Genomic DNA, 22,624 nt, shown 5'->3' with positions numbered 1-22,624 from the left:
ATAAACATCATGTCAAAAGAAGTAAAATCAGTAGAATACGGATTAGAGAAAATATTTGAAGGAGCGCAAGATTTCCTTCCATTATTAGGAACAGATTATGTAGAATTTTATGTAGGCAACGCAAAACAAGCTGCACATTATTATAAATCTGCATTTGGATATCAGTCATTAGCTTATGCTGGATTAGAAACTGGAGTAAAAGACAGAGCCTCTTATGTTTTGAAACAAGATAAAATTAGAATTGTTTTGACAACACCTTTAACAGCAGATTCTCCAATAAACGAGCATTTGAAAAAACATGGTGACGGTGTAAAAGTGGCTGCTCTTTGGGTTGAAGACGCTACAAAATCTTACGAAGAAACCATGAAACGTGGTGCGCGTTCTTTTATGGAACCAACGGTTGAAGAAGATGAATTTGGACAAGTAGTTCGTTCTGGAATTTACACTTACGGAGAGACAGTTCACATTTTTGTAGAAAGAAAAAATTACAATGGGGTTTTCTTGCCAGGTTATAAAGAATGGAAATCTGACTTTAACCCAGAATCAACTGGATTAAAATACATCGACCACATGGTTGGAAATGTAGGTTGGAACGAAATGAATACTTGGGTAAAATTCTACGAAGAAGTTATGGGGTTCGTGAATTTCCTATCTTTTGATGACAAACAAATCACTACAGAATATTCTGCCTTGATGAGTAAAGTAATGTCAAACGGAAACGGAAGAATTAAATTTCCAATCAACGAACCTGCAGAAGGAAAGAAAAAATCTCAAATTGAAGAATATTTAGATTTTTACGGCGGACCTGGAATTCAGCATATCGCCATTGCTACAGACGATATTATTAAAACGGTATCACAACTTAGAGCACGTGGTGTTGAATTTTTATCGGCTCCTCCACACGCATATTACGAAGCAATTCCTGAAAGATTGGGTGTTCATATGGACATGATGAAAGAGGATTTGAACGAAATCGAAAAATTAGCAATCATGGTCGATGCCGACGAAGATGGTTACCTTTTACAAATTTTTACAAAGCCAGTTCAAGACAGACCGACGCTTTTCTTCGAAATTATTCAAAGAATGGGTGCAAAAGGGTTCGGTGCAGGTAACTTTAAAGCCCTTTTTGAGTCTATCGAAAGAGAGCAAGAATTGAGAGGAACGCTATAAAATGTTAATTTTGATGCACAAAATCACATAATTCGCCAAAAAACGATGCTTTTTTTGCAAATGTTATGTTAAACTTGACTTTTGCTATTTTATTTTTGAACTTTCTATCTATCTTTGCACCGCAAATCAGGAAGGGGTGGTTTCCTTCCGAATTGATATAAATTTCATAATTTATAGTTTTTTGGTTAGTTAATAGCATAAAAACTCAGTCATTCTTGACTGAGTTTTTTTGTTTTGGTACATTTGGAATAGAATTTGCATTTGTCTATCTTTATAATAAAATGTAAAGAATGTACTATGAAAAAGCTCATCCTGACTATATTAGCACTAACAACACTCTCATTTGCGCCTCAAAAAGAAGATGCCTTCGATACAGGAGAATATTTTAAATTTAGAATACATTACGGAATTGTAAATGCGGGCTACGCTACACTTGAAGTTAAAGATGCCACGATAAACAACAAAAAGGTATATCACTCTGTTGGAAAAGGTTACACAACTGGAATGTCTAAATTTTTCTTTAAAGTAGAAGATTTATACGAAAGTTATTTCGACAAAGAAACAGGAAAACCCTATCGTTATGTTAGAAAAATTGACGAAGGTGGCTACACCAAAAATCAAGAAGGTTTTTTCAATCAAGCAGAAAATAGAGTTTTAGTAAAAGACTATAAAAGAAAATCAGAAAAAACGATTCTAGTATCAGAAGAGGTACAAGATATTGTGTCGGCCTTTTACTTTTTGAGAAACCATCCCAATATCGATAAACTTAAATCTGGTGAAGCCATTACAATCGATATGTTTTTTGATGAAGAAATCACAAAATTTAAGTTAAAATTTGTAGGCCGTCAAGATATTACGACTAAATTTGGAACCGTTTCTACAATGGTCTTTAAGCCATTGGTACAAACAGGTAGAGTATTTAAAGAAAAAGAGAGCTTAACACTCTGGATAACAGATGATGTAAACAAAGTTCCCATAAGAATTAAAGCAGATTTGGCTGTCGGATCGCTTAAGGCAGATCTTGATGATTATAAAGGATTAAAAAGTCCACTTAAAGTAAAAAAATAATGAACCCTACAGATAATTCTGAAGCACTTTTAAAAGAAATTGATCTTAAATTTCAAGCCATAAATCAAAAAACTGATGTTCAATTAGAAGGATTGCTTTGGGCTAAACCTATCACATATTGGGATTATATTCAGACCGATGCCCTTTTAAATCTGCAAATTCAACGCACCACACTTCCTGACGAAATGGTATTTATAATGTACCATCAGGTAAACGAATTGATTTTTAAAATGATTCTGTGGGAAATTGATCAGATTGCCGAAACAGAAAACATTCAAGTTGATTTTTTTAGCGAAAGACTATCAAGAATCACAAGATATTTTGACATGCTTACCAACTCTTTCAGTATTATGGAAAACGGTATGGAAGTAGATCAATACATGAAATTTAGAAATACGCTTACTCCTGCCAGCGGATTCCAAAGTGCTCAATATAGAATGATCGAATTTGCTTCGACTGATGTGATCAATTTGACAGACCGCAGATACAAAGCAAACTTTGACGAAAATACCGATTTAGAAACTAGCTTCGAACATCTTTATTGGCAAGCTGCCGGAAAAGATTATCATACCGGCGAAAAATCATATTTACTAAATGAGTTTGAGAAAAAGTACAAAGAGCAGTTTTTAAGACAAATGGCTTCTTTTAAAACCAAAAATCTTTGGCAAAAATTCATTCAATTACCTATTGAAGACCAACAAAATACAGAACTAATTGCAGTAATGCGCCATTACGACAAAACGGTAAACATTACTTGGGTAATGCAGCACCTTAATACGGCTAGAAAATACATTTTAGAAAGCGGAAAAGGTAACGGAGAAGCTACTGGAGGAAGTGATTGGCAAAAATATATGCACCCAAAATACCAAAGACGCATCTTTTTTCCTAAATTGTGGACCGAAGAAGAATTGTCCAATTGGGGAAATGAAACCGAAGTTTAATTTCACCACAAAAAAATATTAAAAGTTTGAAAAAAGCAGTCGTAATTTTAATTGTCTTGTTTTCTATTTTTTCATGTAAAAAAGCAGAAGAAAAAGTAGAAACAAAAATTACTAAACCAGCAACCAAAAAAATAGAATTCGGTTTTAATTACGCAGACTTTAATGTTGTTAATGATACTATTTCAAAAGGAGATTCTTTTGGCTCCATACTACAAAGTCAAAATATTGGAGATAAAAAAGTACATGATATTGTAGAACAGGTAAAAGATTCGTTCAATGTAAGAAGTATTCGTTATGGCAAACCCTTTACTTTACTTCGTTCTAAAAACAAAACGAATAATCTTCAAGTTTTTGTTTATCAGCCAGACGCCTTAAGTTATTATGTTATTGATTTAAGAGATAGCATTGCAAAAGCATATAAAAAAATAAAACCTGTTTCTCTAAAAAGAAAAATGATTGGTGGCGTTCTTAAAAGTTCATTATCTGAAACTTTAGGAAACGAAAGTGTTGAAACAGCTTTGGCGAGCAGAATCACAAAAGTATTTTCTTGGTCTATTGACTTTTTTAAACTTAAAAAAGGAGATCGCTACGGATTAATTTTCACTGAAAGATTTATCAACGGAAAAACATATGATGGCGTTGAAGATCTTGAGGCTGCATTTTTTGAATATAAAGGCAAAATAATTTATGCCTTCCCTTTTGCAAGAGACACCACTTCTGGTAAAGTTGAATATTATGATGATGAAGGAAAAACACTTAAAAACTTTTTCTTAAAAACTCCAATTAAATTCAGCCGAATCACTTCAAGATTCACTATGAATAGATATCATCCCGTTCAACATACTTGGAAAGCGCATAAAGGAACAGATTACGCCGCTCCAACAGGAACGCCAATTTCTACAACCGCTTCTGGTGTTGTTGAAGCTACAGGATATACTGCAGGAAACGGAAACTTTGTAAAGGTAAAACACAACGGAACCTACTCTACCCAATATTTACATATGTCTAAAATCTTGGTTCGCCGCGGACAGCGCGTTACTCAAGGTCAGACAATTGGTTTGGTAGGAAGTACAGGTCTAGCTTCTGGTCCTCACGTTTGTTACCGTTTTTGGAAAAACGGAGTACAAGTAGATGCTCTCAGACTGAATCTTCCAACTGGAGAATCTTTGACAGGAAACGACAGAACTCGTTTCATGAAACAGATTGAGCCTTTGAAAAGAGAATTGGATAGTATTGGGAATTTGTAAGCAACTCAAATAATACAAATGGCATTAGAAGGTAAAAATATTTCAAAAGATAATATTACACAAAAATGCTATATGTGTGAAAATATTGCAACTTCACAAGAACATGTTCCTCCTAAATGTTTATTTCCGGAACAAAAGGACACAAGAGGAATTGATTTCAAAAAAAACCTCATAAAAGTTCCTTCATGCGACCTCCACAATACGTCGAAATCCGACGATGATGAATTCCTAATGTTATCATTATCAGGAATTATAACAAATAATGCAGTTGGTCAATTTCATTTTTTAACCAAATCGGATAGGGCAATTCGTAGAAAAAGCAAAGATTTCCTTAACAAACAAATTTTACGAAATCACAAGATAGTTAACCTTAAAATATCTGAAAAAGAATTTAAACCAATTTCTATAGGATATCCAAACATAGCAAGACTACAAAGTTGTTTTGAACATATTGCTTATGGAATTTATTTCCATGAATACAAAACAAAATTCGTTGGTGAAATAAAAATTTTCTTTGGATTTTTAGAATATGAGGATACTTACATGCAAACTTTAAAAAAATTCATAAAAAAGAAATTTGACATAGAAAAAGAATTAAAACTTATAAAAAAGGGTGAAAATCCTTTAGTATTTAATTATGAATTTCAAAAACCTGACAAATTTGGCTTGTTTTCAGTAAAACTTGTTTTTTATGGCACAACTGAAATATTCATAGCATACAAACCTCAGAGTGTCGATAAACCATTCGATCTAGTTATGGAATTAATGAATAACGGCATTAAAACTATAATAAATTTAGAAGATGAGAACTTCGAATTTAATTAATTCTTAAGGCTAACGCGGAAAGTTATGAAAAGAATCAAATCCATCCTTAATGAAACTTTTTCTGGTTTAAAATTATTTTACAGAGATACGAATCTTCCTGAAAGTCTAATTTTAAATTATAAAGTCGGACAGATTATTCAGGAAAAGGGTTTTACAGATATGAGTTCGATTGGCGGAGGCCTTTCGAGCAACCTTAGATATTTGATTGCCAGTTCCCATGCAAAAGATTTGTCGAAATTCAATCCTGACTCAGCAAAAATTGGTCATTTTCTATTAGATTCAATTGCCTATTTTAAAGTATTAGACATTCAGAAGATTGGTGATAAAACACAGATTTTTCTTTTGAATATTCCAGACAATTCAATTTCGCTTTTCAAAAATTCATCTTCAAACTTAGAGGAAGAAATTATAGAAAAAGCTCAAAAACGCTTTCGCGAAAAAATCGATTTACCTTTCGTTTCAGAATTGCAAACCGAAGAATGGAAAGAAAGAACAAAATCTCCACTCGGAATGGACGGGAGCGGAAAATTATTTTTTGACGATTCTAAAATTAAAACCGAATCTCCAAAAAGAATAGATATTGATGTCTCGAAGAAAATTATAGAAATTAATAAAAAGCCTTGGTGGAAATTCTGGTAAAAAATATTTCTTAAACTCTTATTTATTCATGCAAAAATCCTTTCTGATATTTTTATCACTATTAGCCGTAGGATGCTCCAAGCCAAAAGTTTTTATTTTAAATGAAAAAGAAGAAAGCAAATATTTTGTACAGCAACTAGTTAGCACTGCCTTCGAAAAAGATTTAATTGGAGAATCGCCTTTGATCGTAATAAACGGAATTCCATTTAAATACAACAAAAAACAAGACACCGTCTTCTTGCCACTTAAAAAACTTGACATTATTACTTTAGACTTTATAAACAAAAACAGCAGCCGTATAATTTATAACGAAAAGGAAAATGATGGAGCAATCATTATAGCTTCCAAAAATCAAAAGTGATAATTCATAAAACGTTTTCGTAACTAATTGTTATATAATCGCAAACCATTCCCCTTTTAAAACTTATTTCAGTATTTTTGTGTTTCAGAAAACAAACTCAATTATAGATAAAATGGCTTTAAACACAACAAACCCAACTGGGACTGAAGCGTGGAAAAATCTACAAAACCACTATAACGCAATTCACGAAACCACAATACAAGAATTGTTTCAACAAGATAGTGCCCGTGCTGAAAAATTCAATTTACAATGGAATGATTTTTTAGTAGATTACTCAAAAAACAATATTAGTCAGGAAACTGTTTCTCTTTTATTAGAATTGGCAAACTCGATCGGACTGAAAGATGCAATTGCACAATATTTTGGAGGAGAATTAATCAATCAGACAGAAAATCGCGCTGTTTTACATACGGCATTACGTGCTCCAGAATCGGCAGTTATTAAGGTTGACGGAGAAAATGTAATTCCAGAAGTTTACGAAGTAAAAAATAAAATCAAAAACTTTACAGAAGAAGTAATCTCTGGGCAAAGAAAAGGATATACAGGAAAAACTTTTACTGATGTTGTAAATATCGGAATTGGCGGTTCAGACCTTGGTCCAGTAATGGCGGTTGAAGCTTTACAATTTTATAAAAATCACCTAAACACACATTTCGTTTCAAATGTCGACGGTGACCACGTAAATGAAGTTATCAAAAAACTAAATCCTGAAACGACACTTTTCGTGATTGTTTCTAAAACTTTTACTACTCAGGAAACACTTTCGAATTCAGAAACTATTAAAGAATGGTTTTTGAAATCGGCTACTCAGGAAGATATTGCGAAACACTTTGCAGCGGTTTCTACAAACATTAAAAATGTAACAGAATTCGGAATTAATCCGGACAACGTTTTTCCAATGTGGGATTGGGTTGGAGGAAGATTTTCTCTTTGGAGCGCAGTTGGTTTGAGCATCGCTTTGGCAATTGGTTTTGAAAACTACAATCAATTGTTAGTTGGAGCAAATGAAATGGACGAACATTTCAAATCGGCAGAATTCGACAAAAACATTCCCGTTATTTTGGCTTTATTAAGCGTTTGGTACAATAATTTTTATGGTGCTGAAAGCGAAGCTTTGATTCCATACACACAATATTTACATAAACTTGCTCCTTATTTACAGCAAGCTTTTATGGAAAGCAATGGAAAAAGTGTTGGTCGTGATGGCAAACCTGTTAATTACCAAACCGGAACAATTATTTGGGGAGAGCCAGGAACAAATTCTCAACACGCTTTCTTCCAATTAATTCACCAAGGAACAAAAAGAATTCCAACAGATTTTATTGGATTTGTAAAACCTCTTTATGGCAATGAAGACCACCACGATAAATTGATGTCTAATTTCTTTGCTCAAACAGAAGCTTTAATGAATGGTAAAACTCCAGCCCAAGTTCAAGCAGAATTTGACAAACAAGGACTTGCAGCTGAAAAAGCTTCATACTTATTACCATTTAAAGTTTTTACAGGAAACAAACCAACTAATACAATTTTAATTCAGAAACTTACCCCAAAAAGCTTAGGATCTTTAATCGCATTATATGAGCACAAAATATTTGTTCAAGGCGTGATCTGGAACATCTTTAGTTTTGATCAATGGGGAGTTGAATTAGGTAAGCAATTAGCAAACTCAATCTTAGATGAGATCAATTCTAAGACGGTTAAAAATCATGACAGTTCGACTTCATTTTTGTTAAATCATTTCTTAAAAAACAAATAGAAACATTGGCTTAAATATTCTTTAACTTTTAAAACGTCCTAATTACTAGTAAAATTAGGACGTTTTTTGTATGAAATTCCGACAAAAGACAGAAAAATCCGCTAATTTACATTTTTAACATTGCTTGACTATGGAAATAATTACATTTTTAACAAAAAAGCATTATATAAATTCAACAAATCAATATTTTTTTTAATAAAAAGAGAAAAATTCATTTTAATGCGCAGCACAAAAAGCAAAACTTGTTTTTCTTAACATTTCGATAACATTATCTGAGTTATTTGTTATAATTTTGCCAAAAACAATAAACTCAATAACAAAATGAAGAAAATGAAAAATTGGTTACTGACCGGACTATTCTTTATGATAGTTTCAACCGTATTTTCTCAAGGAAAAGTTACTGGTAAAATTACCGACGGAACAGGTGGATTACCAGGAGCAAATGTAGTGATCAAAGGATCTACTACAGCAACTTCAACAGATTTTGATGGTAAATTTACTCTTACTTCAACATCAAGCACAGGAGAGATTGTTATCTCTTTCTTAGGTTATGACAACCAAACTGTGAAATTTAATGTGTCTAACGGCGCAACTACAAACTTAGGAACTATCACTTTGGTTTCTAACTCAAACGAATTGAGCGAGATCGTAGTTAAAAGTAGCACAGTAGATATTGCAAAAGACAGAAAAACTCCTGTTGCAGTATCAACAATTAAAGCTTCTGAAATTCAGGCAAAACTAGGAAACCAAGAACTTCCTGAAATGTTAAAAAGCACTCCATCTGTTTACGTAACTAAATCTGGTGGTGGATTTGGAGATTCTAGAATCACAATTCGTGGATTTAGCCAAAACAACGTTGCGGTAATGGTTAACGGTATGCCAGTTAACGACATGGAAAACGGTGCTGTTTACTGGAGTAACTGGGCAGGTTTATCTGACGTAACTTCTTTCATTCAAGTACAAAGAGGTTTAGGTTCTTCTAAATTAGCTATTGCTTCTGTTGGAGGTACTATGAACTACGTAACTAAAGCTTCAGATTTAAAACAAGGTGGTACAGTTGGTACTTCTTTTGGTAACGATAATTTCTTCAAATCTAACGTTGCTTACAACACAGGAAAATTAGATAGCGGATTCTCTGCTTCTGTATTATACAGCCACACTCAAGGTGACGGATATGTAGATGGAACTCAATTTAACGGAGATAACTACTATGTAGCTCTTGGTTATACTACAAAAAATAACAAACACGATTTCCAATTTACAGTTACTGGTGCTCCACAATGGCACGATCAAAGATCTACATTTATCACTATAGCACAGTATCAACAATATGGTTCAGTATCTGATCCAAACATTAGATATAACTCTGATTGGGGATACAAAGATGGTCAGGCTTTCAACATGGTAAGAAACTACTACCACAAACCTGTTACTTCATTAAACTATGATTTCCAAATTAATGAAACATCTAAATTATCTGCTGTAGCTTATGCTTCTTTCGGACGTGGAGGAGGATCTAGAGGAACTGGATTTATTAAAGGATTAAATTATGCTAATGCTGCATTTAGAACTGCAAACGGTTTAGTTGATTATGACAAAATCGTAGCTTACAACTCAGGTGAAACGGTAATGATCAATGGTGCTGCTTCTACTCGTACAACAACAGGTACGACTGGTCAATACCAAAATACTTCACTTACTGGAAACAATACTACAAATGGTATTTCTCAAATTTCATCTGTTAACTCTCACAACTGGTATGGTGCAATTGTTAACTTCAACAAAAAATTCACAGAAAATTTAACTTGGGATTTAGGAGTTGATGTAAGAGGATACAAAGGTCTTCACTACCAAAACGTAAACAACCTTCTAGGGGCAGATGCATTCGCTGACAATTTTGATGTGAACAACCCAAATAGAGTTTTATACGGAACATATTCTACATACCCAGCTTGGAATGTATTCAAAAGCACTGACAAAGAAGAAAAAATCAACTTCAACAATGACGGTGACGTAAGATGGTATGGAGGATTTACTCAATTAGAGTATACTTCTGATAAATTTACTGCATTCGTTCAAGGTGCACTTTCTCAACAAGGATTCAAAAGAGTTGACTATTTCAAATATGCAGCTGGAACTCCATTAGCAAGTACAGATTACGAAAACATCTTAGGTGGTAACGTAAAAGGTGGTGTTAACTACAACATCAACGAGCACCATAATGTTTTTGTTAACTCAGGATACTACTCAAAACAACCATTCTTTAACGCAGTTTACCCAAACAACAGTTCAATTGTAGCTGGTAACTTAACAAACGAAAAAATCTTTGCTGTTGAAGCTGGATATGGTTTACGTACAAGTAAATTTACTGCAAATGTTAACTTATACAGAACTTCTTGGAAAGACAGATACCAAAGATCTAATGATGGTGCTGCTGATAATCCAGGTGGTTACTTTGATTTCGCTGGAATTACAGAAATCCACTCAGGTATTGAGATTGATGGTACTGCTAAAGTGCTTGACAAACTTACTATTACAGGTATGCTATCTCTTGGAGATTGGAAATATGAAGGAACAAGTACAAGTAACCGTTACGATTCAGCTAACAATCAAATCGGAACTGGTTCAACATTATTCCTTGACGGTGTAAGAGTTGGTGATGCTGCTCAAACAACTGCTGCTTTAGGAGCAACTTATGAAATCTTACCTCGTTTTACTGTAGATGCAAACTACAACTATGTTGACAAATTGTATGCTGCTATCTCTCCAGGAAACTTTACTAAAGAAGATAACAGAGGTGCGTTACAATTACCATCTTACGGTACTGCTGATGCTGGTTTATCATACAAATTGTTAGTAGGTAGAAACAAAAGCAACTCAGTAGGTTTCAGATTAAATGTAAACAACCTTTTTGATTACACTTACATTGCTGAAGCAAAAACAAATATATTTGCTGCTGATGTTCCTACTGTTACAACTTACAAAGGTATTGCTACTACAAACCAAGTATACTTTGGTTTCGGTAGAACTTGGAACTTCGCATTACGTTACGATTTCTAAGAATTTAGAATCTAAATAAATAATAAAAACGGCATTGACTTTTAAGTTTAATGCCGTTTTTTTATAGCCTTTTTTGTTATATTTGTTTTTGAACAAAAAACACAGTTTATGTATAATTTTCTACAAAAATTTCACTCTGGCTGGGCGTACTTAGCATTGCTTCTTTTAGTAATTGCAGTGGTTAACGCTATCATCGGAGTAACTTCAAAAAAAGAATTTACTGGTAAGGATCGTAAAATCGCTTTATTTGCTTTAATTGGCACACACACTCAATTATTGATTGGTTTAATCTTATATTTTGTTTCTCCGCTTGGAAAAGCAGCATTTGGACAAATGTCAAATGCAGAATTAAGATTAACATCATTAGAACACCCTCTAATTAATATTATTGCTATCATCTTGATTACTATCGGATGGTCTAAACATAAAAAATTAATCAATATCGAAGCTAAATTTAAAACCTTTGCTATTTTTTACGGATTAGGATTATTGCTTATTTTAAGTAGAATTCCATGGAACCTTTGGTTCTAAAAAATACCAATTAAAAGCCCTTAATGAGGGCTTTTTTTATCTCGGCATATTATTTGTACAAACTCCCCCCAAGTCTGAAAAAGAATAACCCATGAGAAATAAAAAGAACATTTTATTCGCCACAATCGCTTTAACCTTAATTAGTGGCTTTACGTATGTCATAAGCCAGACCAAACCTACAACAGAACCTAAAATCATTCAAGATACTGTTAAAAATGTAAAACCAGCTATTATTCCGTTGCCGGATTCTGTTTTTACTGACAAAGGTTTAAAACTAAGACCATACAAGAAAAACGCTCATGCTTCCTACTACGCAGATCGTTTTAATGGAAAAAGAACCGCTAATGGAAGTAGATTCAACAACAACAGCTATACTGCAGCTCACAAAAAACTTCCTTTTGGAACAAGAGTTAAAGTAACCAATGAAGCCAATGGCAAATTCGTTATCGTAAAAATTACAGATCGCGGACCCTTTGTAAAAACCCGTGAAATCGATTTGTCTAAAAGAGCTTTTATGGACATTACAAAACACAAAGGTGCCGGAGCTATGAAGGTTACCATTGAAACTATAATTGAATAAAAAAAGTCCCGCTTAAAGCGGGACTTTTTTTAAACCAATTTTCTTATCGCCATTGCAATTCCACTATGAAGCCCTTCGTGGTAATTATTAAAATCCAAGGCTCCTTGAACATGACGAAGCGTGAAACCGATACTTGTAGTATATTCGTGGTAATCAACAAAAAGTCCGCTCTCAAAATCATTTTTTGTTTTTTCTAATGTTGTAGAAAGCAATGTTCGAATCTCATCAACTTCAGCTTGAGAAACATCCCCTTCTGGTTTGGTTCCTTTTCTGTATTTGTTAATGAAATCTTCCGAAACCATTGTCGGAAGGCCTGATAATTTATAAACCAAAACCTGCTGTGAAGAAATACAATGGCCAATATTCCAAATAATATTATTGCTAAAACCATCTGGAACTTTGTTTAATTGTTCTAACGAATGACTGTCTAAGATTTTCAAAAGAATTTCTCTAATAGTTTTCTGCACATCAAAAACTGAACTCATAATTTTATTTTTTTTTCTAAAATTAATCATTTTTAAGCTTCAAATGGATTTTCTTTGCATTCTAACAAATTCATAAATAATGAACAAAATATATTACTTAGCATCCTGTGATACTTGTCGTAAAATCATTAAAAGTCTTCCAGAAAACAATTTAGTTTTTCAAGACATTAGACAAGACCCCATTACAGAAGAACAACTGGAAGAAATGTATAAACTTTCTGGAAGTTATGAAGCGTTATTTAGCAAAAAGGCTCAATTGTACAAGTCAATGGGATTAAAAGAAAAATCTTTGACTGAAGCCGATTTTAAAAAATACATTTTAGAGCATTACACTTTCTTAAGCCGTCCGGTTTTTATTATTGACGGAAAAATCTACATCGGCAACAGCCAAAAAAATGTAGCTGAAGTTATAAATGCACTAACGTAAGAATAACCGCAAATTTTGATCTATAAAACTGATTCACAATTTACAACGTAACACATCAAACTTTTATTTATCTTTGCGCCTTTATACTCAATTATATGATACAATCTATGACAGGGTTTGGCAAAGCTTCTTTGCAATTGCCTACAAAAAAAATCACCGTTGAAGTAAAATCTCTAAACTCTAAAGGTTTAGATTTAAATGTAAGAATGCCATCGGTTTACCGTGAGATGGAACTTGGATTGCGAACTCTTATTTCGACTAAATTGGAAAGAGGAAAAATTGATTTTGCAATCTATGTAGAAAGTACTGCAGAACAAACTTCAACTAAAGTAAATGTGCCTGTCGTAAAAAATTATATTGCGCAGTTAAAAGAAGTAAATCCAAATGCTGATGAAACTGAATTAATGAAAATGGCGGTTCGTATGCCAGACACATTAAAAACAGAACGCGAAGAAATCGACGAAAATGACTGGGAGCAAATTCAAGTTATCATTGATGAGGCACTTCAAAACATTTTAAACTTCCGTAAAGACGAAGGTGAATCTCTTGAAAAAGAATTCAATTTAAGAATTGGAAACATTCGTCAATTCATGAATGACACCTTGGCACTTGATCCAGAACGCGTACAAGCCATTAAAGATCGTCTGCAGACTGCAATTTCAGAATTACAGGTTAACGTTGACGAAAACCGTTTTGAGCAGGAATTAATCTATTATTTAGAGAAATTAGACATTACTGAAGAAAAAGTCCGTTTAGGCAATCATTTGGATTATTTTATAGAAACCCTTAATGGAACTGAAGCTAATGGACGAAAACTTGGTTTTATCACTCAGGAAATGGGACGCGAAATAAACACAATGGGATCTAAATCAAATCATGCTCAAATGCAGAAATTGGTTGTGATGATGAAGGATGAATTGGAGAAAATTAAAGAGCAGGTTTTGAATGTGCTTTAAAGCTTAGAGCATAAATACCACACAAATATCAAGCTTAGAGCATATTGCTTAAAGCCTAAAGCATACACAATGAACAAAGGAAAATTAATTGTTTTTTCGGCACCTTCAGGATCAGGAAAAACAACTATCGTAAAACATTTATTAGGTCAGGAAGATTTAAATCTTGAATTTTCGATTTCGGCAGCATCGCGTGCGCCACGAGGTGAAGAAGTAGACGGAAAGGATTATTATTTTATTTCGTTGGAAGAATTCAAAAAGCACATTAAAGCTGAAGATTTCTTGGAATGGGAAGAAGTATATCGCGATAACTTCTACGGAACTTTAAAATCGGAAATTGAAAGAATCTGGGCTTTAGGAAAAAATGTCATTTTTGACATTGATGTGGTTGGCGGCCTTCGTATTAAACACAAATTTCCAGAAGAAACTTTAGCTGTTTTTGTTAAACCTCCAAGTGTTGACGAATTAAAACGTCGATTAAAACAACGTTCTACAGAAAGCGAAGACAAAATCAATATGCGTATCGCAAAAGCTTCTGTAGAATTGGCAACAGCGCCTCAGTTCGACGTGATTATCAAAAACTATGACTTATCAGTTGCTCTTGAAGAAGCACATCAACTGGTAAAAGATTTCATAAACAAGTAATTTTATTCCACAGAGATACACAACAAAAAAAACACAGAGATTCGCAAAAGTATTATTTTAAACTTTGCGAATCTTTGTGCTATCTTAGCGACTCTCTGTGAAACTATAAAAAATGAAAATAGGTCTTTACTTCGGAACATACAACCCTATACATGTTGGTCATTTAATCATTGCGAATCACATGGCCGAGTTTGCAGATTTAGATCAGATTTGGATGGTCGTTACGCCTCACAATCCGTTAAAAAAGAAATCGACTTTATTAGACGACCAACAGCGTCTGCAAATGGTTTTTCTGGCTACGGAAGATTACACAAAGATAAAACCGTCTGATATCGAATTTAAATTACCTCAGCCGAGTTATACCGTTATCACGCTCGCTCATTTACAAGAGAAATATCCAACCCATGAGTTTTCTTTAATTATGGGCGAAGACAATCTGAAAACGCTTCATAAATGGAAAAACTATGAAGTGATACTGGAAAATCATGATATTTATGTATACCCAAGAATTTCTGATGAACCTGAAAATGTCGAGCTAAAATCGCATCCCAAAATTCATGTAATAGATGCGCCAATTGTAGAGATTTCCTCGACTTTTATTCGAAACAGTATTAAAGAAGGTAAAAACATTCAGCCTTTATTGCCTCCAAAGGTTTGGGAATATATTGATCATAATAATTTTTATAAGAAATAAAGAATTTGAATTGCCTCCAGTTTTAACTGGAGGTTTTTTATTTCACACAATAATGTCATTTCGACCAAAGGGAGAAATCACACAAGAAACTCCGCAAAGGGCATCCTATCTTTGTCGATTTACGAGTGTGATTTCTCCCTTTGGTCGAAATGACAAACAGAACGTAAAAAATTCAAATCACAAAAAAGCCTGAACTTACATTCAGGCTTTCTATTTATAATTAAGCTTCGATACTCACTTCACTTTTTACTCTCGTTCTGATTTCACTCAGCGATTGATCAACCAAAAGTTTTCCATCTCTAAAAACTTCTTTCAATTCACCTTGTTTTTCTTCTTCCCAAGAAACATTATCTGTTAAATGATACTTGCCATCGATTAAATCGATTTTCATTAATCCTTTAGCCGATTTTTTAGTTCCGTCGTCTGTAATCGGATCTTTGAAGATGGCTCTTCCCTCTCCGTTTACTTCTCCGTAAGTTGCTTTCATTGCAAATCCGAAAGTATCTCTGGTGTTGTATTGATAAGTGAAAGAACCAATTCCAAGAACAACATTCGTAGAAGCAAATCCTTTTTCTTTTAATCTTTCGCAAATTTGAGTTGCTCTTGCTACTGTAATACTATCTCCATAAATAGCTCCGATTTGCGGAACCAATTCTTTAAATCCTTTAGCATTTGTTGTTCCTCCAAAAACATCCCAAAGCAATTCGATAACGCCTTTTTTCTCTTGTTCTGTTTTTCCGTTTGGATTTCCGCAGATAATATCAACTGGATCACCGCTGTCAGGACGAATTACGACTTTACCTTCTCTTGAAACGATTTCTTCTTTTAATCTTGGAAGATAATCCGTTAAAACTTTCCATAAATCCCAAGTATCAGAAACGATAGAAACGATTCCTTTTGGATATACTTCTGTAATTAATCTTTTGAATGTCTCGTACTCGCCTTCTGTAGTTCCCATACACATAACAGAATGTTCTGTTGCTGCTACTGAACCTGCAACCAATTCTAGATCTGAATTGGCATTGTAATATTCTTCTAAGAAATCAATTGCAGGAATTGTGTCAGATCCTGTAAAACTCAATAAATGCCCAGCTGCAGAAGTTAAAGCAGCTTCTATTCCGCCCATTCCTCTCATTGAGAAATCATGCGCCTGCCAATCTACAAATTCTGGAACAGAAGAAGTTTCTGCCGCATATTTGTCCAATACTTTTCTGTATTCTTTTGCAATGGTTGCTGAGTTACAAGGCAGCCAAACTACTGCAGAAAGTAACGTTTCGAAATAATTCGTCAACCAGAAAAATTCTGGAATCGTATTGTACATCGTAAACATTGGAACTCTTAGCGGAACGCTTGCGCCTTCTGGCAAAGCTTTGAACACCATCGGAATATAGCCTAAATCATGTAAATCTTCTATATGTTTAGTTCCAACTAAATTTTCGCCTAAATAATTATTGATTCTGCGAGAATATTTTTTAATCACCTCTTCTTTTGGCTTTTTGAAGAAATCCTCTTCGAAGTCATGAATGATATATTTTTTAATGAAATACTGCAGTCCAAAAAAGATTACTTCATCAACTGTTTCAATTCTTGATTTTCTTGGTGTCCAGTTAGAATATACAATTGTGGTTCCGTCTGGGTATTGTCTTCTGTGGTCAACTTTGTAACCGTCAGTTAATAGTAGTGGGTTCATATATAAGTTATTTATATTTTATTTGATAAGCGTTCTGCTAAATCTTTTATATCGTTTGTTCTTACTAAATTCTCAATCCATTTTTGCGGAATACTCTCGATTCCATAATAAATTCCTGCCAAACCTCCTGCAATAGCACCGGTTGTATCTGTATCTTGCCCTAAATTGACTGCTTTTAAAACAGTTTCTTCATAAGAATCCGAATTTAGAAAACACCAGATGCTCGCTTCTAAACTATGAAGCACATAACCCGAAGAATGAATTTCGTTTTCATTGTATTTTGAAATATCATTTTTTAAAATTCTATTAAATAATCCGATTTCAACAGGATTAAAACTTTTATCTTCCAGAAATTTAGAAAGAACAAGTTGGGTATTTTTATAAGCTTCGAATTTATCTTTATCTTTTAAGATTTCCAAACAATAAACCACGTAAATAAAACAAGCAAATACAGATCTGAAATGTGCGTGTGTTATAGATGAAACTTCTTTTACTTTTTGATAAATAACTTCAATATTATTTTCTTTTTGAAGATAAAAAACCAATGGCAAAATACGCATTAAGGAGCCATTTCCGTTATCGCTTTCAGAAAATCCTCCGCATAAATCAGGCTGATGTCCTTTTGCGATATTTAGAATTGCATTTCTGGTTGCTATTCCAATATCAAAAACTTGTCCGTGTGGTGTCCACAATTCTGCGCTATACCATTTTACAAAGTTCCTAGCAATATCATTCAAATCATAGCCCGAACATAAACTCTCCGCTAAACAAAAAGCTAGTGAACTGTCATCACTCCAAGTTCCAATTGGCTGATGATGCGTTCCAAAACCAAACATTTCTGTAACTGGATTTTGTTTTAAATAAGCTCGAGATTGAAATTCAACCGGAACTCCCAAAGCATCACCAACAGCCAGGCCAAATAAACCAGATTCTATTGTATTTTTCATTTTATTTATTTCTTCCTTTCTCGTTAGGATACAAGGTTTGCACGACATCGCTCTGCCAAAATTCTTTTGATTCTATATCAATACAGGAAAGTTTTCCATAAAAACCTGCTCCTGTATCAATATTCCAAACATTACAACCTTGCATTGGGATTTCTACATTGTAATGAAGTGTCGGTGTGTGACCGATATAAATTTCATTAAAAAGCAGTAATCTTTTTGGATATAAAATCGAATCCCTTTTGATTCGATTGTCCACTGTCAGCGCCATTTCCCATAACGTTCTGTCCCACGAAAAATTGGTTTGGTAATGTTCTTTTTCTGGTCCATGCATAGACGAGAAGCCAGCATGAATGAAAAGATTGTTGTTTTCATCTACGAAATAATCTTTCATTTGATTAAAAAACTCGAGATGTTTCTGTTTTTCCGAAAAATCAACATTCTGATAACTTTCTATTGTCGATTTTCCTCCATGAAGAAACCAGATATCATTTACAACATCGTTCATCAACCATTCTTGACACCAAGCATCGTGATTTCCTTTTATAAAAATACATTCGTGCTTTTGGGATAAATCCATCAGAAAATCAATAACCTGTGCCGATTCGCTCCATCCATCTACATAATCTCCTAAAAAAATTAATCTATCATTTTCAGATATCGAGACCCTCTCCTGTAATTGAACCAAAGCGTTTAATCCTCCGTGAATATCTCCAAAAACTAGTGTTCTTTTCATTAATTAAATACTGTCTTTACTTTTATACATAATATCAGTTCTTAAAACATATTTTATTCCCGAGATCAAAGATGCTCCTTCATGACGCTGTTTATGTTCAAAAATAAGAGCTGATCCTGTTTTGGGTTCAATAATTTCACCCGAAGCAAATTTTGTTTCTCCGCCTTCATAACCATCATTCAGATAAATAAGAAATGTATAATAGCTAGATTCTGTTTCATTGCGTTTATAACTTCCGTCAATATGCATTTTAAAACGCTGACTTGGATTATACTTATAAAACCTAAACATTTCATTTAATCCAATAGCTGTACTGTTTCCTACTTCTGCCCTAACATATGGTTGCAGTTTCTGCCATAATAAAGAGGCGTATTCATCATCCTGATACATGATACGCTCGTTATTGCGTACCATTTTCATCATTTTTTGTGCGCCATCAACATTTACTTCAGCTTCTTCAAAGCCAATTTGTTCGCTTCTCTCTATTAACTCATTACACTCCTCAACGGTAAGAAAATTATCGATTGTGTAAATTTCTTTTTCTTCATTAATAATATTCAGCATGATTATGTATTTAGAAATTACTAAAATTGTTTCTTGAGAAGTCTGATCTCTAAAGCAATCATTTTATTATGATGCGAACTCAATGTACTTCGCTGGAACCTCATCGGTCAACCAAACATTATTTTCGGATAAATAAAATTTGAATCCGTCTCTATGCATCGCGCCGCTTCTAACGGTTAAAATTTGTGGCACTCCTCTTCGGCTTCCTACTTTTGTTGCCGTTTCTTTGTCTTTGCTTAAATGCACGTGCTGACGGTTCATTTTTTTCAAACCTTCTGCACGAATGTTCTCCATAAACTTCCCGACCGTTCCGTGGTACAAATATTCCAAAGGTTCTGTTTCTGCTAGATTTAATTCAACCGAAATTGAATGCCCCTGACTTGCACGGATTTTGGTTTTATTTTCGTTATAAGCAAAACGCTTTTTATCGTTATTTTCTACTACGTAATCTAAAAGTTCTGCGTCCATGCGTTGTCCTTTTTTATTACATTTTGTAATTAATTCTTCAACATCTGCCCAACCGTTTTCATCTAATTTTAATCCGATTTTTTCTGGCGAATGTCTAAGCACCAGACTTAAAAACTTGCTGACGCTTTTTGCTATATTTTCATTCATTATTACCTATGATATGTTCCTACGGAACATCTTTATTTTTTATAATTTCTAATTACCTCAATTCATCCCTAACTTCCATCAAAGCAAAACCTAAAAGATTCAATCCTTTCCAGGCTTCTGGTTTTAGGACATCTTTGTGATCTTCTGCCATTCCGATTCCCCAAATTGGATCAACTGGACTTGCTTCTACAATAACACGTTCTTTAGTGTTTAGTAAGAACGTTTTCAAATCGGCATTTTGGCTGAATTTGTGAAAGTTTCCTTGTTTTACAATTTCGTATCGATTTTCTAGCCAAATCGTATCTACATAATTTTTAACTTCTCTACCCAATTTTTTAGCTTCGGCAGGAGAATCGGCTTTAAGGATTTTTTCTAAAATTTCTTGATCGTTGAATAATTCGGCTTTCTTTGCCATCATCCAATGTTCTGCAGTTTTATAAGTTACTTTATCTACTTTAAAAGAACTCAACCACCATTGGCTGAAACAGGTTTTAAGAATTTTTCCGTCTTTACTCGGTTGATGACCCCAGAAAAATACAAACTTACTTTCTGGAGCTATGGTATCTATATTATATTTCATTTTTTCTATTTATTGGAACAAAGAAGTAATGTTTTTAAAATCTTTTGAATCGGGCGAAAATGATCCATAGATTTCATTGAACTCTGTTGTGAGACTTTCAAACTCATAATCCTGCTCCAGCTGATCCATACAGGTTACAACCAAATTTCGTTTTGCCATTGGGCTGTAAGCGGCATCGAGTTTTAGAGCATAATTCAGAAGTTCGTAATTCAACTTTCCAAAACGTAAATGCTTTTGGTAGTCGTTAAAAACACAAGTTTCTTCTTCGTTATTTTTTAATTTAATTTCTCCTTCATTGGCCATCCAGCCGTGTCCGTGGCGGGTTGCATAACTTCGGGTTACGTAATAAATGGCTACATCTTCAATCTTTAGCTTATTACAAATTTCAATTGCATTTTTTGAAGTGGTATTGGCATAGGTTACATTCGGAAAAACACCGTGATCCATATCAAGTAGAATTCCCTGACTACCTTCAAAAATGAGATTTTCGTATTTTGAAAGAAACGTATAATCAACAATATTCCATTTTAATTTATCGATTGCTTCCAAATATTGATTGACTTCTTCGTCGATTTCGCTTTCGTTTAAAAAACCATAGTAATAGGCGATTTGGTTTAGTTTTTCTAAAAGCATTTCTCGAGGTGCAATCAAATCTATAGCAAATAATTTATATGGACCTTCATTTCTTTTCATGGTTGAGCCAATCCCTTTTCCACAGGTTCCGTGATCAATATTTCTAGCATTTCCTCTGTTGTGCCAAACATCAAAAGGAGTGGTCACTTTTGCTAAAGGATGAATGTACAAATCCAGATTAGCCTCTTTTTCTTTTAATTCTTCTCTTTCGTTGTATAAAAAAAGTGGATGAATCGTACAGTGTTCGCTGTAATAAGATGGAAGACCGCGAAGTGCTCCGCTTGCAAAACTCGAATGCACGTGTTTTCTATTGCCAATCATGACGGTATGAGCGGCCTGCTGTCCTCCTGAAAACCGAATAACTATTGATTCAGGATTTTGTTTCGCCAGAAAATCTGTGGTTATTCCTTTTCCTTCATCGCCAAATCCTAAACCTATAACTATTTTCGCTGTTTTCATTTTGTTTTTATTTTAATCTCGCAAAGGCGCGAAGCCGCAAAGTTTTTTAAGTTTAACCTTTAAATTAAAAGGCTTTGCGCCTTCGCGGCTTTGCGAGCAAATTTCTAGTTGCTGAGAAAAAAACTTTACATTTTAATATCGGAAACTCAGAAAATTTTAAAGCATTTCTATATTATCTAAACCTCCTGAAACCGGACTTGTTCCTAAACCTTAAACAGAACTTTTATGTTTATCGCAGATGATCTTTTTAATTACGTTTGGAATTTCTCTGTGATCTTCGATAGACAAACAGTTTTGTCCTAGTAATTCCTTCCATTCTACATCGGCATTAATGGCTTGTCCTGAATGCAATACACTAATATGATAGACATCGTATTTTTTTTGCGCTTCTGCTAATAATTCAAGATGCGTATAAGTCTGTTGTCCCTGACCCATAATTTCTTTAATTGCTGAAGCTGGAAGCGTTTTCAAACCTGGCTCATCACCAACAGTAAACAACAATCCTTTTTGTCCTCTTTTTTCGAAAGCATCGGTTTTGGTATGAAATGCTGCAAAATACCACGCTAAAAGATAACTTTCGCCAGCATTTCCTCCGCCTCCACCTTCAATGTAGGTTCTTGTCAGCCACATATCCAATTCTTCGTCGCCAGATTCAAACTGTCCGACTTGGAGCGGATATCTGTCGCATTCGTGATCGCCAATTCCTAAGAATAAAAGCGCTGGATCTGGAACGCCACCCTGAATAATTCCTCCCATTAATTTTGGAAGTCCTTCTTTTATCAATTCATGCGGAATATGTCCCATACTTCCGGTAACGTCCAATCCTAAAATAATCGGAACTGTATTGGGATGCACATCTGAATCTCTTGCTTCTCTAAAAACCACTCCGTTTGGGTTCATCGATTCATGGGCCATTCGTAATGCATTCTGTGTAAAAATCTCGCTAGCTGATTTACTAGCATAACCTACTTTTTTTGCTCTGTCTTCACGAGCACCGAAATCATATCTTGTACCTCCCATG

At 34.1% G+C, this 22,624-nt stretch carries 24 protein-coding genes; 15 read left to right on the top strand and 9 right to left on the bottom strand.

Annotated features, from left to right (window positions below; genetic code table 11):
- Positions 1-9 precede the first annotated feature (9 nt).
- The 11 genes from hppD (at position 10) to NCC77_RS06615 (ending at position 12,178) form a co-directional block, all read left to right on the top strand.
- Positions 10-1,170, top strand: coding sequence for a 4-hydroxyphenylpyruvate dioxygenase (gene hppD / locus NCC77_RS06665; RefSeq protein WP_198855313.1), 1,161 nt, complete (start codon positions 10-12; stop codon positions 1,168-1,170).
- Between the two features lie 297 nt (positions 1,171-1,467).
- Positions 1,468-2,238: a DUF3108 domain-containing protein gene (locus tag NCC77_RS06660; protein WP_250834892.1), complete on the top strand. Its 771-nt coding sequence runs from the start codon at positions 1,468-1,470 to the stop codon at positions 2,236-2,238.
- Positions 2,238-3,179 (top strand): tryptophan 2,3-dioxygenase family protein, encoded by a 942-nt coding sequence (locus NCC77_RS06655; RefSeq protein WP_250834891.1) that lies wholly within the window; start codon positions 2,238-2,240, stop codon positions 3,177-3,179. Before NCC77_RS06660 ends, NCC77_RS06655 begins: the two co-directional genes overlap by 1 nt.
- A 26-nt stretch (positions 3,180-3,205) precedes the next feature.
- Positions 3,206-4,426, top strand: coding sequence for a M23 family metallopeptidase (locus tag NCC77_RS06650; RefSeq protein ID WP_250834890.1), 1,221 nt, complete (start codon positions 3,206-3,208; stop codon positions 4,424-4,426).
- Between the two features lie 18 nt (positions 4,427-4,444).
- Positions 4,445-5,251, top strand: a complete 807-nt coding sequence (locus tag NCC77_RS06645; RefSeq protein ID WP_250834889.1) for a hypothetical protein — start codon at positions 4,445-4,447, stop codon at positions 5,249-5,251.
- 24 nt (positions 5,252-5,275) lie between these two features.
- Complete coding sequence (locus NCC77_RS06640; protein WP_250834888.1) at positions 5,276-5,890, top strand: hypothetical protein; 615 nt, start codon at positions 5,276-5,278, stop codon at positions 5,888-5,890.
- Between the two features lie 28 nt (positions 5,891-5,918).
- Complete coding sequence (locus NCC77_RS06635; RefSeq protein WP_250834887.1) at positions 5,919-6,251, top strand: hypothetical protein; 333 nt, start codon at positions 5,919-5,921, stop codon at positions 6,249-6,251.
- A gap of 112 nt (positions 6,252-6,363) precedes the next feature.
- Positions 6,364-8,007 carry a glucose-6-phosphate isomerase gene (pgi, locus tag NCC77_RS06630; RefSeq protein ID WP_250834886.1) on the top strand — a complete coding sequence of 548 codons (1,644 nt, stop codon included), beginning with the start codon at positions 6,364-6,366 and terminating at the stop codon, positions 8,005-8,007.
- 321 nt (positions 8,008-8,328) lie between these two features.
- Positions 8,329-11,067: a TonB-dependent receptor gene (locus NCC77_RS06625; RefSeq protein ID WP_250834885.1), complete on the top strand. Its 2,739-nt coding sequence runs from the start codon at positions 8,329-8,331 to the stop codon at positions 11,065-11,067.
- A 108-nt stretch (positions 11,068-11,175) separates the two neighbouring features.
- Positions 11,176-11,598 carry a hypothetical protein gene (locus NCC77_RS06620; RefSeq protein ID WP_250834884.1) on the top strand — a complete coding sequence of 141 codons (423 nt, stop codon included), beginning with the start codon at positions 11,176-11,178 and terminating at the stop codon, positions 11,596-11,598.
- A gap of 91 nt (positions 11,599-11,689) precedes the next feature.
- A complete protein-coding gene (locus tag NCC77_RS06615; protein WP_250834883.1) occupies positions 11,690-12,178 on the top strand; it encodes a septal ring lytic transglycosylase RlpA family protein in 489 nt (162 codons plus the stop codon).
- Between the two features lie 29 nt (positions 12,179-12,207).
- On the opposite strand, the gene NCC77_RS06610 is transcribed toward NCC77_RS06615, so the two are convergent.
- Complete coding sequence (locus NCC77_RS06610) at positions 12,208-12,663, bottom strand: DinB family protein (RefSeq protein ID WP_250834882.1); 456 nt, start codon at positions 12,661-12,663, stop codon at positions 12,208-12,210.
- A gap of 79 nt (positions 12,664-12,742) precedes the next feature.
- Between NCC77_RS06610 and NCC77_RS06605 the strand changes: the two genes are divergently transcribed.
- From NCC77_RS06605 to nadD, 4 genes are all read left to right on the top strand, one after another.
- The gene (locus NCC77_RS06605) at positions 12,743-13,090 is read left to right on the top strand and encodes an arsenate reductase family protein (protein WP_095928433.1); all 348 of its coding nucleotides are present in this window, start codon (positions 12,743-12,745) and stop codon (positions 13,088-13,090) included.
- A gap of 95 nt (positions 13,091-13,185) precedes the next feature.
- On the top strand, positions 13,186-14,046 hold the full coding sequence (locus NCC77_RS06600) for a YicC/YloC family endoribonuclease (RefSeq protein ID WP_095928434.1): 861 nt from the start codon (positions 13,186-13,188) through the stop codon (positions 14,044-14,046).
- A 69-nt stretch (positions 14,047-14,115) separates the two neighbouring features.
- Positions 14,116-14,688, top strand: coding sequence for a guanylate kinase (gmk, locus tag NCC77_RS06595; protein WP_250834881.1), 573 nt, complete (start codon positions 14,116-14,118; stop codon positions 14,686-14,688).
- 112 nt (positions 14,689-14,800) lie between these two features.
- Entirely contained in the window at positions 14,801-15,382 is a 582-nt protein-coding gene (gene nadD / locus NCC77_RS06590) for a nicotinate (nicotinamide) nucleotide adenylyltransferase (protein WP_250834880.1), read from the top strand.
- A gap of 220 nt (positions 15,383-15,602) precedes the next feature.
- On the opposite strand, the gene NCC77_RS06585 is transcribed toward nadD, so the two are convergent.
- The 8 genes from NCC77_RS06585 to NCC77_RS06550 all read right to left on the bottom strand — a co-directional run bounded on the left by NCC77_RS06585 (position 15,603) and on the right by NCC77_RS06550 (position 22,623).
- Positions 15,603-17,072, bottom strand: coding sequence for a nicotinate phosphoribosyltransferase (locus NCC77_RS06585; protein WP_250834879.1), 1,470 nt, complete (start codon positions 17,070-17,072; stop codon positions 15,603-15,605).
- Positions 17,073-17,083: 11 nt separating this feature from the next.
- The gene (locus NCC77_RS06580) at positions 17,084-18,019 is read right to left on the bottom strand and encodes an ADP-ribosylglycohydrolase family protein (protein ID WP_250834878.1); all 936 of its coding nucleotides are present in this window, start codon (positions 18,017-18,019) and stop codon (positions 17,084-17,086) included.
- 1 nt (position 18,020) lies between these two features.
- Complete coding sequence (locus tag NCC77_RS06575) at positions 18,021-18,752, bottom strand: metallophosphoesterase family protein (RefSeq protein ID WP_250834877.1); 732 nt, start codon at positions 18,750-18,752, stop codon at positions 18,021-18,023.
- Positions 18,753-18,755: 3 nt separating this feature from the next.
- A complete protein-coding gene (locus tag NCC77_RS06570; RefSeq protein WP_250834876.1) occupies positions 18,756-19,316 on the bottom strand; it encodes a prolyl hydroxylase family protein in 561 nt (186 codons plus the stop codon).
- Between the two features lie 66 nt (positions 19,317-19,382).
- Complete coding sequence (locus NCC77_RS06565; protein WP_250834875.1) at positions 19,383-19,931, bottom strand: RNA 2'-phosphotransferase; 549 nt, start codon at positions 19,929-19,931, stop codon at positions 19,383-19,385.
- A gap of 52 nt (positions 19,932-19,983) precedes the next feature.
- Positions 19,984-20,511: a riboflavin biosynthesis intermediates N-glycosidase gene (ybiA, locus tag NCC77_RS06560; RefSeq protein WP_250834874.1), complete on the bottom strand. Its 528-nt coding sequence runs from the start codon at positions 20,509-20,511 to the stop codon at positions 19,984-19,986.
- Positions 20,512-20,520: 9 nt separating this feature from the next.
- The gene (locus NCC77_RS06555) at positions 20,521-21,603 is read right to left on the bottom strand and encodes an adenylosuccinate synthetase (protein WP_250834873.1); all 1,083 of its coding nucleotides are present in this window, start codon (positions 21,601-21,603) and stop codon (positions 20,521-20,523) included.
- Positions 21,604-21,813: 210 nt separating this feature from the next.
- Positions 21,814-22,623 carry a hypothetical protein gene (locus tag NCC77_RS06550; protein ID WP_250834872.1) on the bottom strand — a complete coding sequence of 270 codons (810 nt, stop codon included), beginning with the start codon at positions 22,621-22,623 and terminating at the stop codon, positions 21,814-21,816.
- Position 22,624: the final 1 nt, after the last annotated feature.

The organism is Flavobacterium tyrosinilyticum (assembly GCF_023656565.1).
In the GTDB taxonomy this organism is placed as follows: domain Bacteria; phylum Bacteroidota; class Bacteroidia; order Flavobacteriales; family Flavobacteriaceae; genus Flavobacterium; species Flavobacterium tyrosinilyticum.
Note: the sequence above shows the minus strand (reverse complement) of the source record. Positions and strands in the feature narration are given on the sequence as shown.

Bases quoted from the DNA above. Each gene is read 5' to 3' on its own strand.
- NCC77_RS06640 (WP_250834888.1), top strand. From the start codon at position 5,276: ATGAAAAGAATCAAATCCATCCTTAATGAAACTTTTTCTGGTTTAAAA.
- ybiA (WP_250834874.1), bottom strand. From the start codon at position 20,511: ATGAAATATAATATAGATACCATAGCTCCAGAAAGTAAGTTTGTATTT.
- NCC77_RS06555 (WP_250834873.1), bottom strand. From the start codon at position 21,603: ATGAAAACAGCGAAAATAGTTATAGGTTTAGGATTTGGCGATGAAGGA.
- NCC77_RS06600 (WP_095928434.1), top strand. From the start codon at position 13,186: ATGATACAATCTATGACAGGGTTTGGCAAAGCTTCTTTGCAATTGCCT.
- NCC77_RS06580 (WP_250834878.1), bottom strand. From the start codon at position 18,019: ATGAAAAATACAATAGAATCTGGTTTATTTGGCCTGGCTGTTGGTGAT.
- NCC77_RS06550 (WP_250834872.1), bottom strand. From the start codon at position 22,623: ATGGGAGGTACAAGATATGATTTCGGTGCTCGTGAAGACAGAGCAAAA.
- NCC77_RS06645 (WP_250834889.1), top strand. From the start codon at position 4,445: ATGGCATTAGAAGGTAAAAATATTTCAAAAGATAATATTACACAAAAA.
- NCC77_RS06610 (WP_250834882.1), bottom strand. From the start codon at position 12,663: ATGAGTTCAGTTTTTGATGTGCAGAAAACTATTAGAGAAATTCTTTTG.
- NCC77_RS06585 (WP_250834879.1), bottom strand. From the start codon at position 17,072: ATGAACCCACTACTATTAACTGACGGTTACAAAGTTGACCACAGAAGA.
- gmk (WP_250834881.1), top strand. From the start codon at position 14,116: ATGAACAAAGGAAAATTAATTGTTTTTTCGGCACCTTCAGGATCAGGA.
- pgi (WP_250834886.1), top strand. From the start codon at position 6,364: ATGGCTTTAAACACAACAAACCCAACTGGGACTGAAGCGTGGAAAAAT.
- nadD (WP_250834880.1), top strand. From the start codon at position 14,801: ATGAAAATAGGTCTTTACTTCGGAACATACAACCCTATACATGTTGGT.
- NCC77_RS06575 (WP_250834877.1), bottom strand. From the start codon at position 18,752: ATGAAAAGAACACTAGTTTTTGGAGATATTCACGGAGGATTAAACGCT.
- NCC77_RS06620 (WP_250834884.1), top strand. From the start codon at position 11,176: ATGTATAATTTTCTACAAAAATTTCACTCTGGCTGGGCGTACTTAGCA.
- NCC77_RS06605 (WP_095928433.1), top strand. From the start codon at position 12,743: ATGAACAAAATATATTACTTAGCATCCTGTGATACTTGTCGTAAAATC.
- NCC77_RS06615 (WP_250834883.1), top strand. From the start codon at position 11,690: ATGAGAAATAAAAAGAACATTTTATTCGCCACAATCGCTTTAACCTTA.
- hppD (WP_198855313.1), top strand. From the start codon at position 10: ATGTCAAAAGAAGTAAAATCAGTAGAATACGGATTAGAGAAAATATTT.
- NCC77_RS06565 (WP_250834875.1), bottom strand. From the start codon at position 19,931: ATGAATGAAAATATAGCAAAAAGCGTCAGCAAGTTTTTAAGTCTGGTG.
- NCC77_RS06570 (WP_250834876.1), bottom strand. From the start codon at position 19,316: ATGCTGAATATTATTAATGAAGAAAAAGAAATTTACACAATCGATAAT.
- NCC77_RS06635 (WP_250834887.1), top strand. From the start codon at position 5,919: ATGCAAAAATCCTTTCTGATATTTTTATCACTATTAGCCGTAGGATGC.
- NCC77_RS06655 (WP_250834891.1), top strand. From the start codon at position 2,238: ATGAACCCTACAGATAATTCTGAAGCACTTTTAAAAGAAATTGATCTT.
- NCC77_RS06625 (WP_250834885.1), top strand. From the start codon at position 8,329: ATGAAGAAAATGAAAAATTGGTTACTGACCGGACTATTCTTTATGATA.
- NCC77_RS06660 (WP_250834892.1), top strand. From the start codon at position 1,468: ATGAAAAAGCTCATCCTGACTATATTAGCACTAACAACACTCTCATTT.